Here is a 17728-nt window from a genome sequence, read left to right on the forward strand (position 1 = left end):
CATAAAAAAAGAGATTGGATGCGCTCCAATCTCTCGGTCATAAAAGAATAGCAAAATAGCGAAAAGCAATACACGGCGTCATCCATGCATTACAAATACAATATTTCGTACTCTTCTGTCCTTTTGCCTGAGATTGTGAACCCTTCGGCGCCGCACATTCATGCGGTCTCTCCAGAAGCTGCTCCTGCCATAGTGTGACCCACAGCAATCATAGCCTTCGTTATTTAATTAAAATGTTGCTATTTCTGAATAATTTCATATTTTACGCCTCTAAAAGAAAGCTGTCAATGGAAATCTTTTATGATTGACGGTGGTAGCCATATAACTTCACTTCATCAATCCCTCTTGATTCATGTATAATAAATCAAAAGATGTTCGGCTCGTTTGCTGGAGAAATCCCTCTTGATCAAGAACAAAGTTAGGAAATCCATGGAAGTTGGTGAAAACAAATGAAAAAAATGAACAAACAGCGTGTCACATTACAGGAAGTCGCCAAGCATGCCGGTGTTTCGACTTCAACGGCATCACTTGTTGTTCGAAATAATCCTAGAATCTCTGAAGCCACTCGAAAAAAAGTACTGCAATCCATGGAGGACTTAGGATACGTATACGACCGCGTTGCTGCCAACATGCGGTCAAAAAGCTCAAATATCGTTGGTGTGATTGTCACGGATATTTCTAACACCTTTATTTCTGAGTTTTTAATTGGCGTGCAAACCACGCTTGAATCACTAGGCTATACTGTTTTACTTGGTACGACCTTTGACAGTGTCGATAAACAGGAGCGGCTCATTTCCACAATGGTAGAGCACCGAGTGGGCGGGATTATTTTAAACCCAGCTTCAAAAAGCTCTGCACGAACGGTCAAACAATTAAATCAAATTCGCACCCCAAAAGTACTGGCAAATCGTGAATTATCAGATGTGCAATGTGACTATGTCGGCGTTGATTATGAACAAGGTGCTTGGATGGCGATTCGTCATCTTCTTCAAAAGGGACATCGGCGTATCGCCTTCTTAGGCGGCATCAAGACCTCATCGACTTGGATTGAGCGGATGAAAGGTTTCAAAAAAGCCCATGACGAAGAAAATCTGACGATTGATGATTCTCTTATTATTGACATAGAACCTACTCGTGAAGGCGGGAAAGAAGCGCTTGCCCAAGTGATTGATCAGCCTGAGCCTCCTACTGCTATTTTTTGTTTTAGTGATCTAGTCGCATTTGGAGTCATTCAAGAACTGTCAGCACGGGACATCAAGCCTGGTGAAGATATCGATGTGGTTGGATTCGATAATGTTCCTGAAGCGGAGATGTACCACCCGCCGCTCACCACTGTTTCCTCTTTCCCCCGATCCATCGGGGTAAAAGCAGCGAACCTTTTATATCATAAAATGAACGAGCAGGATGAAGAGCTGCAGAGATTGATATTAAAGCCTCAACTTCATATTAGAGAAACCGCTCCCTCATGATGAAAAAGAGAATTGCATGCAGCAATTCTCTTTTTTTGTTGATCAAGTCAACTATTTCTTTGTTTCATTTTTATTTTTTTAAATCACAAAGTCATAAACTTGACACATTTAAAACACAGGAGTATATTTATCTCGTTGCTTCTTTTAGTATATCGTTATACCTATTTCAGAGTATCGTTTTTTTAATCAACATCAGTTAAAAGTGGAATTTTCTGATTCTGATCAAATTATGAAGATTTACTTTCTTATCAATTCTATTTTTATTTTTAGGTTTTAGTAGAACGATGTACTTAATTGAAAAACAGATGAATATTCATTATTTTTTTCATCAATTACACAAGGGGTGTTGTGATGGGCATCATATTATTTACTTTTAAGGAAATAACAAAGGGTGTACAAAGAATTTGACCCTAAAGGGTTTCAAATATAGGAGTGGGAACATGAAAAATCCTTATATTAAATCGTCTGTTGGCATGTATTTAAACTACTTCATGCTCGGCATGATCAATATTATTGTAGCTTCCAACATGGACAGCTTATCTGAACGCTACCATGTGGATATTCCGAAAATCAGCTTGCTTGTATCGGCGATCGGAATTGGTAAACTGGTTGCTCTCTTTTTCTCAGGCCGGTTAGCCGACCGCTGGGGACGTAAGCCTGTCATTATTACAGGAAACTTTCTTTACTTATTATTCTTAATCGGTATTCCAACGACAACGAGTTATACACTAGCATTTATCTTTGCGATTTCTGCTGGGATTGCAAACTCGTTACTTGATTCGGGAACATATCCTGCTTTGACAGAATCGTTTCCTAAAAAGGCAAGTTCAGCTTCTGTTTTAGTGAAGGCGTCCGTTTCAATTGGAGCGACTGTTCTTCCATTTATCCTGGCATTCCTTATTGCACATGACATCTTCTGGGGCTGGGCGTTCTTTGGACTAGGGCTTCTTTATTTACTTGTTGGGATTTACTTAATCTTTATGCCGTTCCCGAACCATAAGCAAGTCTCTTCACAGGATGACCTTCCAGTACAGGAACAAATGAAGGAAGAACCTAAAATGCTTGGTGAAGGCTTAGCTGTTGTGCTCATGGGGTTCACGTCGACTGCATTGTTTGTCGTATGGCAGACATGGCTTCCGCAGCTCGGGTTAAAATTAATCGGACTTGGCACAGAACAAGCCACACAGCTTCTATCTTATTTTAGTATCGGTGCACTGGTGTCTGTTCTCTTGCTGTCGATCGTCTTAGATAAATTCATTTCACCTATTATGGTGGCAATTATTTATCCAATTGGAGCATTCCTTGCGATGCTTTCATTATTCCAAATTGAAACATACAGCATTGTGATTGTCAGCACCTTTTTCTTAGGGCTATTTACAGCGGGAATCTTCCAGCTGGCGATGAGTATCATGATGAAACTATTCCCGACAAACAAAGCAACGGCTTCATCCTACGTCAACATTGCGGCAAGCTCCGCGTTTATTCTCGTGCCGCTCATTACAAGTGGGTTGGTCAGCACGTACGATATTAAAATGACGTTATTTTTCGATATGATCATTGCGGTTATGAGCGTATTGCTAGCGGTCTTTGTTCTTGGACGCATGAAAAAATTATTTAGATAATTAAAGGAGATGTCAATCATGACAAACATACATGAACGAAATATTGATGGGAAAACAAAATTAGTCGGTCTTCTTGCTACACCAATCGGGCACAGCCTTTCACCACGGATGCATAACCTTGGCTATACACTAACAGGGATCAACTATGCTTACCTCGCATTTGAAGTAGGGAATGATGAACTAGAAGCAGCCGTATACGGTATGAAAGCAATGGGTGCTGCTGGATTTAACGTTTCTATGCCGAACAAAATGAAAGTATTGGATTACTTAGATGAACTAGACGATTCTGCAAGATACACACGTGCAAGCAACACCGTTGTAAACAAGGATGGCAAGCTGATTGGCTACAACACAGATGGTCTTGGCTACGTGAGAAACTTGATTGAGCATGGCGTTGAATTAGCTGGACAAAAGGTCACACTCGTTGGCTCAGGCGGTGCCGCTACTCCGATTGCGATTCAGCTTGCACAATCTGGTATTCGTGAAATTAGTATTTTTGCTCGTAATGATCAATATTTTGTTCAAGCTGAAGAAAATGTGACGTACATCAACGAAGAAATGAAATCATTTGGTGTCAAAGCGAACATTTTCCCACTTGAAGACAAAGACGCGTTCCGCCGTGAAGTAGCAGAAAGTGCGATCCTAGCAAATGGGACAAGCCTTGGCATGAAACCACTAGATCAGCTCAGCATCATCGATGATACGCTTGATGTTCTGCGTGAAGATTTAATCGTGACAGATGTCGTATACAATCCGCAAAAAACAAAGCTCCTTGCTCAAGCACAGGAAGCTGGCGCCAAAACCATTAACGGTCTTGGCATGATGCTATGGCAAGGTGCACTTGCTTACAAACTCTTTACTGGTGAAGATATGCCAGTTGATCAAGTGAAACAGATTCTTTTTGAAAACGACCGTTTCTAATACAAAAGAAAGACGACTTCCTAAGCGGAGGTCGTCTTAAATTATTGACAAAGGGCTAAAATGATCTTCATTTTAGCCCTTTGTCTTCTTTTCAGCGTGATAGAAAACCTTTGCAGTCTAGGAAGGGCGAGCACAGGAGCGGAGCGAATTTGACATTCGTGAGCACCGGAGCACAGCCCTGACAAAGAATGCGAGGGTTTGTCTACACGCTGAGACGACTTCCGGCGGAGGTCGTCTTTTTTTTAATCATGTACCATGATTTGACGGTATCGATACAGGATATACAGTGCGCCGATAATGGCCGCAACAGCCACCACTGCATCGAACATAAAGATTTGTAAAATGGACAAGTGACTCTGAATTAAACCCGTTACGACAGGGATGACGATAGCCGACACACCGCCCGCTGTGGAGATAATTCCTGTCATCGTCCCTTTGTTTTTCCAGAAGAATTCAGCCATCACAGTTAACGTCAGCTGAAAAACTCCTGCTGTTGAAAATCCTAATACAAAAGCATTGACGGTTCCGATGACTGGGGATTTCACGACCAAGAGCACACAAATGGAAACAAGCGTAATGATTGGATAGATCAGCAGCACAGTGACCGGACGGACAAAACGGCGCAACAGAAATGCGAGCATCACGACAGACAGCAGCCCGCCCATGCTATAGTAACTGAGCAGTTTCACAGCACTGCCCGATGTCATCCCCAATATGGCCTCACCGTAAGTGGGAAGCCAAATTTGCGGCAACGCATATAGCCCATTTGACGTAAAGCTGATCACAATGAGTGCGATCCCTTCTCTCCAAAATGTAGGCTCTGTCGAGAAGCGCGGAAGTCCGTCATGCTCCGTTACCTGGACTTGCTCCACCTTGCGATGATTCGGAAATGGCAAGGTCCACAGCATCAAGACATTCACAAGATAGATCAGAGCAGGAACAAAAAATGCTATTCCATAAAACAAATCATGCTCTGCTAAAAAGAAAATCGCCAATGGCAAGATGGTTGCCCCAATGGATATAAAGGCCTTCACCATCACATTCGCAGATCCCGAGTTTTGCGGAAAAGCCTCCATTAATGCAGGATACGTCCCTGCATCCATCGCTGAATTCGCGACCCCTGCCAAAATCGCAAACGCAAACGCGATTTGGTAATTTGGAGACAACGGAATTCCGATGAGGAACACCGCCATCAGCACACCCGAAACCAAAATGACCGGCTTTCGCCCAAAACGATCTGACAGCACGCCCGATAAACCATACGTGAGTACCCTGCCAATGCCAAGCGCCGAAATCATATAACTAATTCCTGCACTATTGGTATTTAACTGTTTGATTAAAAATGGCATATTGGAAGCCAATATAATATTGACCATCCCTAATAAAAAATAATTGATATAAAGACTAGAAGCCGTTCTCACATACGGATTCCTCATCCTGACACACCCCTCAACACCATCGCAATGAAGTGATAAATAATGGTTACGCTTATAAGAACTCATATGTGAGGAAGAACAGCTTTGCAGCCTTCACGTTCATACATCTCATCATGTCATGCAGCTCACCGCTTACATGCCCTTCATGTATCAAGCATTTCTTCAATTTTTCACTGCTCTTATTTTATATGAATGTGAAAGGTAATGATAGTGAATTGCTTAAATTTGAGAGAAAATCATCGATCAAGCGTATGACTCCATCGTTAGAAAAAAAGAGTGGTTCATTTCACTCCTTAAACAATTCTGTACATCGTTCATTCTTACAACCCCCAAATACTTAGCTCATAAAAATATTCGGTTCTCTCTATGCATAATCCAAAACGGAAATCCTCTGCCACTAAAATAAAATCCCCATACCCACTTAAAAATTTTGTTTGCTCAAGAAGGCGATTTAAATGAATAAAGACTTCATTCACATTCACTTCAAGTGCTTCAATTTCATGCTCTCGAAAAAACATGAATCGCGCTTGTGCAGGAGTTACTTTCACCTGGCTGACCCATTCCTTTAACATTTGTACAGACTTTTCAATATGCTCTTGATAGTGTTCTCCATGTATTTGGATTTTATGTTCTCTCGATTGAAGGAAAGCAAACACCTTCTGACAAAACAATTGATTTTCTTCGATGTCTAAAAAGGGGTGTTGTGGAAGTGTCATATAGCTTAATTCGTTTATTAAGTGTTTTCTTCTGCTTTTTCTTTTTAAGGTTTCGATTTTTGATTTTCTGTTGTTATTCATACTAGTTACCTTTCTTTTTAAATCAAACAAAATGTTTACGTTTAAATTTGATCTTTTAAAATGTCTCCTTTCAAGTACCAAACAATTAAATAAAGTACGATCTTTTTTATTTAATTACCCTTTCAACCAAGATGAATTTTGTTTTTCTTAATAAAAAAACCTTGAAAGGATACTATCCATCAAGGTTTTTGTGGGTACTAAGATTCAAAAGCCGTTTTTTCTGGAAATATGCCACCTTCTCTTACAAGGCATACTGCCAACCTTTGAGCCGCTCGATCAAAATAAAACTCATTGGGAATATTTTGATCTGGCAAGCTCTCTAACTCTCTAAACTTCCTAGTTATTTTACTTAACTCTATTTTACCCATAACCTCTTCATTAGGTCCAAATTTGTAAACTACAGTTTCTTCATCCTCATATTCCTTTAATAATAAAACATACGAAGCCAATTTTATTCCTCCTTTGGTGGATACCATGGACGCCCAGATTCAACTGTTTTATCATGTGCGGTCCTGTAATCTGTCTTGAATATCCCTTCAAACTTTGATTCAAAAAGTTCGTGATTTAACAAGTCAATATCATTCTTTTTATAAGTACCTTTTTGTAATCTATCCCAGGCTTGTGCTATTTGATAATCTGAGTCAAAACGCCCAACCCCATGTTCTTTTATATGCTCTTTTATAAATAAATGCTCCTTTATTCTTTGTATCCTGTGTTCGGGCATTCCAGTATTCTTAGATATAGACTTTATATCAGCTTTTGTCTTTCTAAAAGACTCATACATTTCTTCTGCTTTATCAAGTTGTTTTAGATATGCATCTATTGAAAGTTCCCTGCCACCAGTTTGAACTCTATCAGCACTCTTAAATCCCATTTTACCATGAAACCCTTTCGCCCCAAACGGCAAAAGCATTCCCAACGCCGCGTTCATACTCGCTTCCTGCTGTTCTTTCGAGATCTTATTTCCAAACATGTCTCGGCCTGTAATCGCTTCGCTGAAGCCGTTGGTGGCGGTGAGGCCATATAGTCCTTTTTGCGATGTTTTTAAGGCGTCAAAGGATTTTTGTGATGTTTTGTAGATATCGACCGCCCTGACTGCGGCTGATGTGACTTGGGTCGTTTTATAGACGGCCTTCCCGCCTTTGAAAATGCGTCCTGCCCAGCCGACGATTGGGATGTAGCCTGCGGCCGCCATACCGCCTGCGGCGACGCGCTGACCTGCGGTGAGTTCTTCCCCTGTGATTGGATCAACGCCTGTTGCGGCACGTTTTGCATCGTTCACACCTGTCAGTTCATTCACGATGTTTCCGCCATAATCGAGTGCTTTTTCATACCAAGGGCGGTTGGCGAGGGCTTCTTGTTCCTTTGCGATCTCGCGGGCATCTTCTTGTTCTTTTTTGATTTTCAGATATTCAGAAGTTTGCTTTTCAATTTCGCTTTTTGCCTTGTAGATTTCGCTATTTTGATACGCTTTCTTGTCAAAATTCATAGGTGAAATCGCTTTTCCGTCATTTGTCGCATTCATCATTTCAGCGTACAATGCCATTGTAGCTTGCTGCTCCGTCTCTGACAAAGCATATTCATCTTTTAAATTTTGATCAAGCTCGCTTAGATCTTTAACCGTCTTTTTCCACTCGTCTTCTGCATCTGCGATTTTATCATCAAAGGTTTGACTATCAAATACTTCTAGCGAAATGAGGTCGTCAATGTCTTGAAAAATGGTTTTGAGTGCCTTTTTTTGATCCTTCACAATGCTTTTGGCATTCTTGATGCCCATATGTACTGCGTTGTCTAAAAAGTGTTCTTCTACAAAGGTATCGCCACCAAAGTTTGTATCATCCAGTGTCCCAGAAACACCTTCATGAAAGGCTTTTTGCTTATCAATGAATCTGATAAACATGTCTACATTTCCAGCCAGCTCTTTATAAAAGCTTTTAATGTTATCGGCACCTTTTCCAGTGAAATCATCACCAAGATTAGAAACACCTTGTAATGCTTTTTTTAAATCTACCATTTGTTCACGGAGTTCCTGGTAGTGTTTTGCCCTTGCATCCATGGCACTTGTTAGTGCTTTTGCATCAAGTATCTTCCCCAGAAGAAGTCACTCCCTCTATTATTGATCATAAAGTCTATTTTACCGTGTCCACCAAAACGGAAAAATAGGTTAATTGACATAAAAAACGGAATAGACTCTCTATTTAACGGGCTAAATAAAATAAGCTAGACAAAGCACTTTGCTCTGTCTAGCCATACATCCGTTTTATTTATAATCATTGACAGGTCCTTTATCCATCAATACCTCAATTTCATTAGAAGACTTCATTTTTAATTTAGGTCTCCGCTCAGAGTTTGGTTTGCTATAAAGCTCAAGTGGGCGGATGATCACACCATCATTTGTATTTTGAAGCATACCTGGCACACAAGAATAAATACGATCATTGTCATTGGCATGTTTGGAATGAATCGTCACAGACGTTCCTTGATGATTATCGATACTCATAGATACTCTATATCTATAAAAAGAACCTGTCCCGTTTGATTGAGCAGAATAAACAACCGGAACGACAGCAAGGATATCGTCATTTAACCGTAGTTTAATAACTTCTGTTTTCATTGATTCATGGTCTCTACCGACATCTCCCATATGCTCAACAGCTCCGTTGTCGTAACTTTTGAGAGCAGAAATTCCTTTCGCACCAAACATAGCCACATCTACTTGCTTTCCTGACTTTGTGTAGACCAATGCATAAATATCATAATCGGTGCCGGACTCCCAAGATACTGTCGCTGTGATCTTAGGCGTTTTCTCTATTATGATCGGTTTATGACCTTTGTCTAGACTAATTTTACCTTGAACTTTTTCTAAACTGATAGGTGCAACAACTTTCTCTTTAGCCATTGTATTCGTTTGAGCAGGGCCATCAATTGGTTGTTTTTCAGGAGCCATCTGAGGTGTAGAAATATCCTGTTCATCAGGTTCAACCTCCACACCATAAAGCTTGCATAGCCCTTCCAGTCCAGAATCGAAACCTCGCCAGATTGATCGTGCTTTCGTATCACCATTTCTTATATACAGCTCTACCACGACAATGCCCTTTTCATTTGTAAAGTTTACTGGTGTTAGATAAAACACCTCGTCACCTGTTCGAATTTCTGCTTGCAAATGCTTCACTTGAGAAAAGCCCGTTCCTTGATCTTCTGTTAATGTAATAGCCATCTTTGTGATTCCAGCAGGCACTTTGCTCATATCAAAATTCAATTGATGCCTTTTCAATTGACCTAATACCTCTGCTGGTAAAAGTGCCGCTGCACCCGAAGCACTCTCTGGTTGATTGTAAAAAATAATGCCATGATCTCCTTCAACCTGATCCGAATCTGTTAAAAGAAACGCCGTTAAAGAAATATCAATTTCAGATGACACTTCATAGCTGATGGATACCTGTCCCTTTGGAGAGTTTAGTACGGTATTGGCTCCCATTTGCAAAGTGTGATTCATTACAACAACTCCTATTCTTCATCTACCATTTAACGTTTTTATAGATCAATTATACCAAATCATGTAATGAAACCTATTCATATCTTTATCTCTTTTCAACCTCTGCTGCGATACCTAAAAACAAACCACTCTCGAAACAATGTGTATAAAAGAATCATTCCTGCTGTTATGGTAATATTCGGCCTTTGGATTCTTCTTCAAATATCCTTGAACATGAAGATCTTTCACAACCCAATGAACTATTTTGTCGCCATTACCCTCTTTTTTCTTTGTATTCAGGCATTAATAAAACTTAAACGATGAAAAACCCGAACAAGCATATACCACGCTCATCCGGGCTTCTATTTTTTTCTTTATTACACTTCTTCACCATTCGTGGCAATGACGTTTTGGTACCAAGTAAACGAATCTTTTTTGAGTCTCTTCATTGAGCCGTTGCCTTCGTTGTCGCGGTCCACGTAGATCATGCCGTAGCGTTTTTTCATTTCACCTGTTGTGAATGACACGATGTCAATGATACCCCAAGGTGTGTAGCCAATCAGGTCAACACCGTCGTATTCGATGGCTTTTTTCAGTGCTTCGATATGAGAAGCGAGATATTGAATTCGTTCTGGGTCATGAATGGAACCGTCTTCCTCCACTTGATCTATAGCACCAAACCCATTTTCAACGATGAAGAGCGGGATTTGATAACGATCGTAAAAACGATTCAACGTATATCTTAAGCCAGTCGGGTCAATGGACCAGCCCCAGTCACTTGATTTGATATAAGGATTGTCTACACCATGCGGAAGGGCTCCGTTGACAATGTCTCCGTCGTTATCAGACACTGCATCACTTTTAACTGTTGTCGACATGTAGTAGCTAAAGCCAAGATAATCTACTTTGCCTTTTCTTAAGCTTTCTTCATCGCCTTCTTCAAACGGAATATGATAGCCTTCGCGTTCGAATTCTTTAAGTGCATAGCTCGGATAGTAGCCCCGAACTTGTACATCTGGGAAGAAATAGCGTTGTCTCATATATTCTTCAGCAAGCATCACATCCTCTGGATTTGAGGAATACGGATAGATTGGTACGTGAGATACCATTGCACCAATTTGAAAAGCAGGATTGATTTCTTTGCCTTTTGCTACTGCCCATGCACTTGCTAGTAATTCATGATGTCCTGCTTGATACATGATTTCTTTGGCATTTTCGCCTTCTTTGACTGATACCCCTGAGTTTGTCCATAGGAACAGCGGGTTGTTGACATCCATTTTGTTATTGATTTCATTAAATGTCATCCAGTATGTGACTTTGTCCTTGTAACGATTGAAGCACACTTCAGCGAATTTCGCGAAGTATTCAGCGACTTTTCGGCTTCTGAATCCGCCATATTCTCTTGCCAAATGAAGCGGCATCTCAAAGTGAGACAGTGTAATCACAGGCTCGATGCCATGCTTGAGCAGTTCATCAAATACATCATCATAGAATTGTAAACCTGCTTCATTCGGTTCCGCTTCATCTCCCTTTGGGAAAATTCGGCTCCAGCCGATCGATGTACGCAGGCATTTTAATCCCATTTCGGCAAACATCGCGATATCTTCCTTGTAACGATGGTAGAAATCGATTGCTTCATGGTTCGGATAAAATTTGCTGTCTTCTATCGTCTCCGTCATTTGTCTCGGTACTCCGTGGGCACCAGCTGTCATTACATCCACAACACTTGGGCCTTTTCCTGCTTCATTCCATCCACCTTCGAATTGATGTGCAGCTAATGCTCCGCCCCATAGAAAATCTTTTGGTAATGTCATTATATATTCCTCCTATTTCACAATTGTTATCATGACGTCCGTTGGCTGACATGTCGATAGTTGTTCTACGATCACATCTTCGTATGCTTGTGTATTGGTGATGATGATCGGTGTGACTGTTTTTAATCCTTTGCTTTCAATGGCTTCTTGATCAAATGTCATCAACAAGTCACCCTTCTTCACCTTGTCACCTTCTTTGATCTTGAGTGTAAACGCTGAGCCATCTAGAGAAACCGTATCAATTCCTACGTGAACAAGTAACTCCACACCAAATTCTGAACGAAGTCCAATGGCATGCTTTGTTGGTGCAAGCATGACGACGCTGCCGTCAAACGGTGCATACAGCTTATTATCTGTCGGTTCAATCGCAAACCCTTTGCCCATCGCCCCAGAGCTAAATACGGCATCTGGTACTTCAGATAATGCGAGTACTTTTCCAGCAAGTGGTGCAGTGACTGTTTCTTCATTGTTCATCGAAGCATTTTTATTTTCTTCATCTTCGACTGGTGTTGTACTTGCCGTCTGTTCTACTGTATCTTCCCCATAACCAAACATTTGAATGAGCACAACTGGTAAAATCAGCGCAATTGCGACACCAATTAAAATACCGATGATTGATGTTGGATAATCTGCACTAATTCCGTTCACAATTGTCAGCGGACCAGGCAAGCCTGCATACGCAAAGTAATAAGGCGTAAAGAAGCTGGCAACAATGGCACCGGCTGCTCCAGAAATACATCCGAAAATAAATGGCTTTTTAAAACGTAAGGTAACACCGTAAATCGCTGGCTCGGTGATTCCGAAGAGTCCCGTAATTCCAGCTGACACTCCGACTTTCCGAGTTTCGTGGTTTCTTGCTTTTAAAATAACTCCTAACACTGCGCCGACCTGAGCGATAACAGCGATGGTTTGATATGCCTGGAAGGAGTCCCGTCCGTACTGTTCAAAGTTGGCGAGCACCATTGGCGTGATGCCCCAGTGAACGCCGAAAATGACAAGCACTTGCCAGAACCCACCGATAATGGCGCCTGCTAAAGCCGGTACATTTTCTGCCAAGATATTGTATCCGTTTGCAATCCCATTTGCACCTGCTGTTGAAAGAGGTCCAATTAATAAAATGGTTAACGGAACCATGACGACCATACAGAGAAATGGCACAAATAACGGTTTGACAACCTCGTGAATCCGTTTGTTTAAAAATCTCTCTACATATGAAAGAATCCACACTAAGAACAGCGGAGGCAAAACGGATGACGTATAAACAGTTTCAGATAACGCAATCCCTAAAAAGGTAACGCCTTCACCTGAAGCTACACGTCCAGCAATTTCTGTCCAAGCCGGACTAACAAGCGCTGCTGTACACGCTACGGCGATATACATATTCGTTTTAAAATGCTTGGCTGCTGTGATGGCAATAAAGATTGGTAAGAACGTAAACGGCGCCCAGGAAATAAAGCTAAAGACTTCATACGTTCCCGTTTTCGAAAAGCTTGGAAATAACAAATTAATGAGGATAAGTGCACCTTGCAAAATACCAGCTGCGGCCAAAATATACACAAAAGGCGCAAACACAGCGGACATGGTCGCAATGACACGGTTCAATATCGTTCCTTTGTTTTCATTAGGCTGGTCATCATCCGACGTTTGGAGCTGAACAAGGCTTGAAAAATGCTCGTATACCTCACCAACATGCTGGCCGATGACGACCTGAAATTGACCACCGTTTTCTACCACGGTAATGACGCCAGGCATCGCATTGACTGCTTCCTTGGCCTTTGGATTCGAACGTTTCAGTACCAAACGCAGACGCGTGGCGCATCTTGCGGCACTCACCACATTTTCTTCTCCGCCAACTGCCTCTAAGATGTCTTCTGCAAGCTTTTGATAATCCCTCACTTTTGACATATAACCCTCCCTTTATCACTACTAGTATATGTACATTATAATTATACCGGTACAATTTATCAATACATATATCATTTCAATTAACATATCAAAGAAAAATCGGTATGTGCTATAATCAAAGACAATAAATCGTGAAAACAAAGAGGAATGGCTATGTTAAAGTATCAACAAATTGCGAGCGATATTGAAAAATATATTGTCACCCATGAGCTGCAGCAAGGGGACAAGCTTCCTGTACTTGAAACCCTCATGAGCCAATTTGCTGTGAGCAAAAGCACCATTATCAAATCATTAGACCTACTCGAAAGAAAAGGAATTATCTATCAAGTGAGGGGCAGCGGCATCTTTGTTCGAAGACACAGACGCAAGGGCTACATCAGCCTTTTATCCAATCAAGGGTTTAAAAAAGATTTAGAGGAATTTCAACTGACTTCAGAGGTTTTAATGCTAGACACCATCAAACCGCCTGAAGAAGCAGCGCTTAATTTGAATATTGAACAAGATGAGGATGTTTTTTACCTCAAACGCATCCGTTACATCAATGGACAAACCTTATGTCTAGAAGAATCCTATTACAGAAAAACCATCATTCCCTATCTCAACACAGAAATTGCCGCCGATTCTGTTTTTAAATTCATCAGTGAAGGCCTTGGGCTCAAAGTCGGCTTTTCCGATATGTACTTACAAGTGGGCAAACTGAATGAAACCGAAGCAAAACACCTCGGCCTCAAACAAGACGATCCCGCTCTCCGCGTCGAAACCGTCTTTCATCTCACAAACGGCCAGCCTTTCGATTTCTCGAAAATCACATATAACTACATGCAATCCCAATTTTTTATTCAGGCGAATAATTATTATGGGTGATGGAAAAGACCCCTCATAGCTGAGGGGTCTTTTAAAGTGGACATATTATTTGTAATAGTTATAGTCATTAAACGTTGCTATCATATCTTCTTGCGTTCCTTTTTTCCCACGATTCGTATTAAAATATAACGTTCCGTCATCAAAATCAACAGCTTCTATTTCAAAAAGAGTAAATGCACTGCTCGTAATTCGGAATGAAAGGTCTTTTCTCGTAAACAATTCTTTTGAAAAATCCTTTGTAGGTGTCTCCTTTTGCTCTTTGATCATTTGATTAATATTTAGCGGATATGTGAGAATAACACTCACATTAGAAGCTCCTCCATTAGTAGCCGGTTTAGATAAAGGTACATATAATGTTCCTTGGTAGAATGAGATTCCTTGAAGAATGTATTTGGACACATCGACCACTGATTGGTTTACGACAGCTTTTGTATAATTTAATGCAAATGTTGCCTCATATTCAAACTGCCCTTTCTTGTCATTGAAATTCCCAATAAAAAAGCGATTGCCAGACCTTACAATAAACTTATCGGTTCCAACAGAATATGTGATGCCGCTAATTGATAAATTCGTCCCTTGGTACTGCAGAACATAGGATTTAGCCACTTTGTACGTATTTTTCTTCGTGTTCACACTTAACTTCACTATCTTTTTTACATACTTTACACCATCGGTCATCGGCGCTACATACAAGCTAACTTGTTCATCACCTTTTTGAGCTTTCACAGCTAGGTCATTCGCATGTCCTAAATCATTGCTAGTACTATTGGTGTCAGAGTTTTTAAGGAGCTTAACAGTTCTTTTGCTAGACGAGGTGTTCATTTTTATCGCGTACAATTGCGTCAGATGGTTTGACGTATTTATTTTTGCAGAATAAATCGTATTATTATTACGATCTACAGCCATCCCTTGCATAGAAGTGTAAAATCCAGAACCAGACATTGCAGAATACGTTGTATACGTGTTGAAGTATCCTGATTGAGCCTGAACAGTAGTAGACCACATACTGCACAAAAAGATGACAGCCATTGAAATGATAATCTTTATTTTTTTCAAAAAATCACGCTCCTATCAATGAAATTTGTATCATTTAGCTATTTAAAAAATCGCCACCCTAAATGAATGGCGATTGAACACTCTACTTTTCAGCCTGAAACTTCTTTATTGTCTTATTACTTTCCGACATGCCTTTCCCAGTGACGGTGAAGTAAAGCTTTCCACCCTTGGCACCTAGTTGTTTAAAAGTGACTTTCACAACCTTGCCTTTAGAAGCCGTTGATTTTCCAATCAGCTTCCCTGATGAATGATAGATTTTGACAACATCTTGTTTCGCTAATTGACTGATCGTGACAACGTCTTTTTTCTTCTTGTTGTTCACGATTGTGATTTGATTGCTTTTTAACGAAGTAGATGGTTCGCCTTTAAAAGAAATGGCTTGCTTTCCGCTTTCCAGCATCTTATCTTCACTACGCGTCACAAACACTTTGCCGCTCTTGGTCCCTACTTGTTTAACGTACAATTTGATAGATGAACTGTTCGCTGGTTTTGATGTGGCAAGTAGTTTTCCATTTGTTGAGTAAACTTTGATGACATCTTTTTTCTTGATCTTACTCACTGTAATGACATCTTTTTTATTTTTAAGATTATTGATTTTGACTTGATTGGCTTTTAAAACATTCGATTTTTCACCCTGATAACGAATGGATACTCGATTGCTCTCTTTTAAACCAGGCTCTTTCATACTGATATAAAGTGTTCCATTTGTTTGTCCTAATTGTTTCAAGGAAATCGTCATGTTCGAGCTAGATGCAGTTTGTTGAGCAATTGCTTTTCCACCAGAAGCTTGTTTAAAGATTTTAATGACGGATTGTTTTTTGATTCCTTTTATCGTCACCGTATCGTTTTTTCCTTTGTTGTTTGTTACCTTCACTTGAGATGATAGAAGTGGCGATGTGATGACTTTTTTAACGGTAACAGCTGGCAGGGCAACCTTTCTCTTCCCGCTTTGCAACGTGATGGTCACTTTAGATCCTTTTGTTAATTTCCCTGTTTTTAATTTGAAGTTTTTCCCCGGTGTAATGGCAAACGGTCCATATTTCTTTTTCGTTATGCTTGAGCTGAGTTTCGACATAGCTCTTATTGTGTTATTTGCTGAATCAGTTTGCACCTCTACAACAGCTTGATCACCAAACGTACTGATGCCATTAATCGTATCACTTGAATCATCAATTTCTTCCACAAAAACTTTCTGTACATCTTCCTGAGATTGATTCGTTTCATCTGGGTTATCTGCCATGAACGACTTGACTGTGATTAAGTCACCACCGATTAACTTTGAAACAGGAACATCATAGTATCCATTAGGGTCTGTCTGGCCTTCCCCAATGACTCTTCCCTCTCCATCTAAAATATTGATCATACTTTTAGGAGTTGCGGTCCCAGCTACTGAAGTGGAAAGCTGAGTAAATGGATCAATAGTCGGAGCTGTTGATCTGAGTCGGAAAGTGGTCTCATATAAAGCATTATCAAAAGAGGGTTCCATCACTTGAAATTTACTTTGATCCAATGCTTTTATTGTGTTTTTGTCCACACTCAATTCAAAGTTGCCATCACCATCTGCAGTTATCGATTGAATGATGTCACTTGATTTTTGATTTTTAAAGACGATCTTTGCATAAGGAATTCCCGTTTGGCCTTTCACTGATTTAGACCATTTCGTCGTAGGAATAAGCGAGATTTTCTTAGGATTAACAATTTTTTTGTAAACGTCGATATTGCTGCCAGTCGTCATTTTCACTGTTAGAAATGTGCCTGCATTTAGGGCAGGCAGCTTTAAATGAATGTCATCATTGAATGTGCCTGAAGCAATCACTTTGCCATCTTTCATGACCTCTACTTTTGTGTTCTTCACCGTTTTCCCAGTTAGCTCCTGAGAAGTATCATATATCGGATCTAATGAGGTAAAAGATTCCTTGAAAACATACACTTTGTTTGAAGAAAGCTTTGTCCCATTTTGGTCATACGTATCTAACTCCACCGTTTGGCCTGAACTAATGTTCCAAGAAAACAACTTAAAGTTTCCGTTACTATCTGCTTTTGCGTAGTGCATATATTTAGATTTCCAGTTACTCGGAACACCCCAATCTACGAATGCAACGATTGCGTTTGGCGCTGTTTTACCTGTTAGATAATTATCACCATATTGATAACGATCAATCGTTGTTTTCGTTCCACCCTCTGCGGCACTCACATTTTCCTGTATATTGAAAGTTAACATCATCATACAGAGAATAGAAGCTACTATTTTCAGGACTATTTTCATAAAGTTATCCTCTTTTCCTATTAATGTTTTAATATACAAATATTATACATTTTATCCAAAGTAGGCACAAGAGTTAATATCGTGACTAAAGACTTATCTAATT

14 protein-coding genes and 1 riboswitch are annotated in these 17728 nt (G+C 40.3%); of the genes, 5 read left to right on the forward strand and 9 right to left on the reverse strand.

Annotated features, from left to right (window positions below; genetic code table 11):
• Window positions 1-105: 105 nt before the first annotated feature.
• A riboswitch (glycine riboswitch) is annotated at window positions 106-185 on the reverse strand.
• Between the two features lie 264 nt (window positions 186-449).
• The 3 genes from MKZ05_RS18360 (at window position 450) to MKZ05_RS18370 (ending at window position 4012) form a co-directional block, all read left to right on the forward strand.
• Complete coding sequence (locus MKZ05_RS18360; RefSeq protein ID WP_339160816.1) at window positions 450-1469, forward strand: LacI family DNA-binding transcriptional regulator; 1020 nt, start codon at window positions 450-452, stop codon at window positions 1467-1469.
• A 440-nt stretch (window positions 1470-1909) separates the two neighbouring features.
• Window positions 1910-3091 (forward strand): MFS transporter, encoded by a 1182-nt coding sequence (locus MKZ05_RS18365; protein ID WP_044139103.1) that lies wholly within the window; start codon window positions 1910-1912, stop codon window positions 3089-3091.
• 18 nt (window positions 3092-3109) lie between these two features.
• Window positions 3110-4012: a shikimate 5-dehydrogenase gene (locus MKZ05_RS18370; RefSeq protein WP_003215382.1), complete on the forward strand. Its 903-nt coding sequence runs from the start codon at window positions 3110-3112 to the stop codon at window positions 4010-4012.
• A 242-nt stretch (window positions 4013-4254) separates the two neighbouring features.
• On the opposite strand, the gene MKZ05_RS18375 is transcribed toward MKZ05_RS18370, so the two are convergent.
• From MKZ05_RS18375 to MKZ05_RS18395, 5 genes are all read right to left on the reverse strand, one after another.
• Window positions 4255-5448, reverse strand: a complete 1194-nt coding sequence (locus MKZ05_RS18375) for an MFS transporter (protein WP_212045761.1) — start codon at window positions 5446-5448, stop codon at window positions 4255-4257.
• A 320-nt stretch (window positions 5449-5768) separates the two neighbouring features.
• Window positions 5769-6245 carry a hypothetical protein gene (locus MKZ05_RS18380; RefSeq protein WP_137054504.1) on the reverse strand — a complete coding sequence of 159 codons (477 nt, stop codon included), beginning with the start codon at window positions 6243-6245 and terminating at the stop codon, window positions 5769-5771.
• 197 nt (window positions 6246-6442) lie between these two features.
• Window positions 6443-6694, reverse strand: a complete 252-nt coding sequence (locus tag MKZ05_RS18385; protein ID WP_024427595.1) for a hypothetical protein — start codon at window positions 6692-6694, stop codon at window positions 6443-6445.
• Window positions 6695-6696: 2 nt separating this feature from the next.
• Window positions 6697-8340 (reverse strand): T7SS effector LXG polymorphic toxin, encoded by a 1644-nt coding sequence (locus tag MKZ05_RS18390; protein ID WP_339162439.1) that lies wholly within the window; start codon window positions 8338-8340, stop codon window positions 6697-6699.
• A gap of 165 nt (window positions 8341-8505) precedes the next feature.
• A complete protein-coding gene (locus tag MKZ05_RS18395; RefSeq protein WP_310425082.1) occupies window positions 8506-9741 on the reverse strand; it encodes a TerD family protein in 1236 nt (411 codons plus the stop codon).
• A gap of 141 nt (window positions 9742-9882) precedes the next feature.
• Between MKZ05_RS18395 and MKZ05_RS18400 the strand changes: the two genes are divergently transcribed.
• Window positions 9883-10044: a hypothetical protein gene (locus MKZ05_RS18400; protein ID WP_223250661.1), complete on the forward strand. Its 162-nt coding sequence runs from the start codon at window positions 9883-9885 to the stop codon at window positions 10042-10044.
• 53 nt (window positions 10045-10097) lie between these two features.
• Here the strand turns inward: MKZ05_RS18400 and bglA are convergent, their stop codons facing one another.
• Both bglA and MKZ05_RS18410 read right to left on the reverse strand, forming a co-directional pair.
• On the reverse strand, window positions 10098-11537 hold the full coding sequence (bglA, locus tag MKZ05_RS18405) for a 6-phospho-beta-glucosidase BglA (protein ID WP_126741966.1): 1440 nt from the start codon (window positions 11535-11537) through the stop codon (window positions 10098-10100).
• 9 nt (window positions 11538-11546) lie between these two features.
• Entirely contained in the window at window positions 11547-13439 is a 1893-nt protein-coding gene (locus MKZ05_RS18410) for a beta-glucoside-specific PTS transporter subunit IIABC (RefSeq protein ID WP_339160820.1), read from the reverse strand.
• A 153-nt stretch (window positions 13440-13592) separates the two neighbouring features.
• Here MKZ05_RS18410 and MKZ05_RS18415 point away from each other — a divergent pair, with 153 nt between their 5' ends.
• Window positions 13593-14303 carry a GntR family transcriptional regulator gene (locus MKZ05_RS18415; protein ID WP_050944627.1) on the forward strand — a complete coding sequence of 237 codons (711 nt, stop codon included), beginning with the start codon at window positions 13593-13595 and terminating at the stop codon, window positions 14301-14303.
• 45 nt (window positions 14304-14348) lie between these two features.
• Here the strand turns inward: MKZ05_RS18415 and MKZ05_RS18420 are convergent, their stop codons facing one another.
• Both MKZ05_RS18420 and MKZ05_RS18425 read right to left on the reverse strand, forming a co-directional pair.
• A complete protein-coding gene (locus tag MKZ05_RS18420) occupies window positions 14349-15359 on the reverse strand; it encodes a hypothetical protein (protein ID WP_212046697.1) in 1011 nt (336 codons plus the stop codon).
• Between the two features lie 82 nt (window positions 15360-15441).
• Complete coding sequence (locus tag MKZ05_RS18425) at window positions 15442-17625, reverse strand: Ig-like domain-containing protein (protein WP_339160823.1); 2184 nt, start codon at window positions 17623-17625, stop codon at window positions 15442-15444.
• Between the last annotated feature and the right edge of the window lie 103 nt (window positions 17626-17728).

The organism is Bacillus sp. FSL M8-0277 (assembly GCF_037975305.1).
Lineage (GTDB): Bacteria > Bacillota > Bacilli > Bacillales > Bacillaceae > Bacillus > Bacillus pumilus.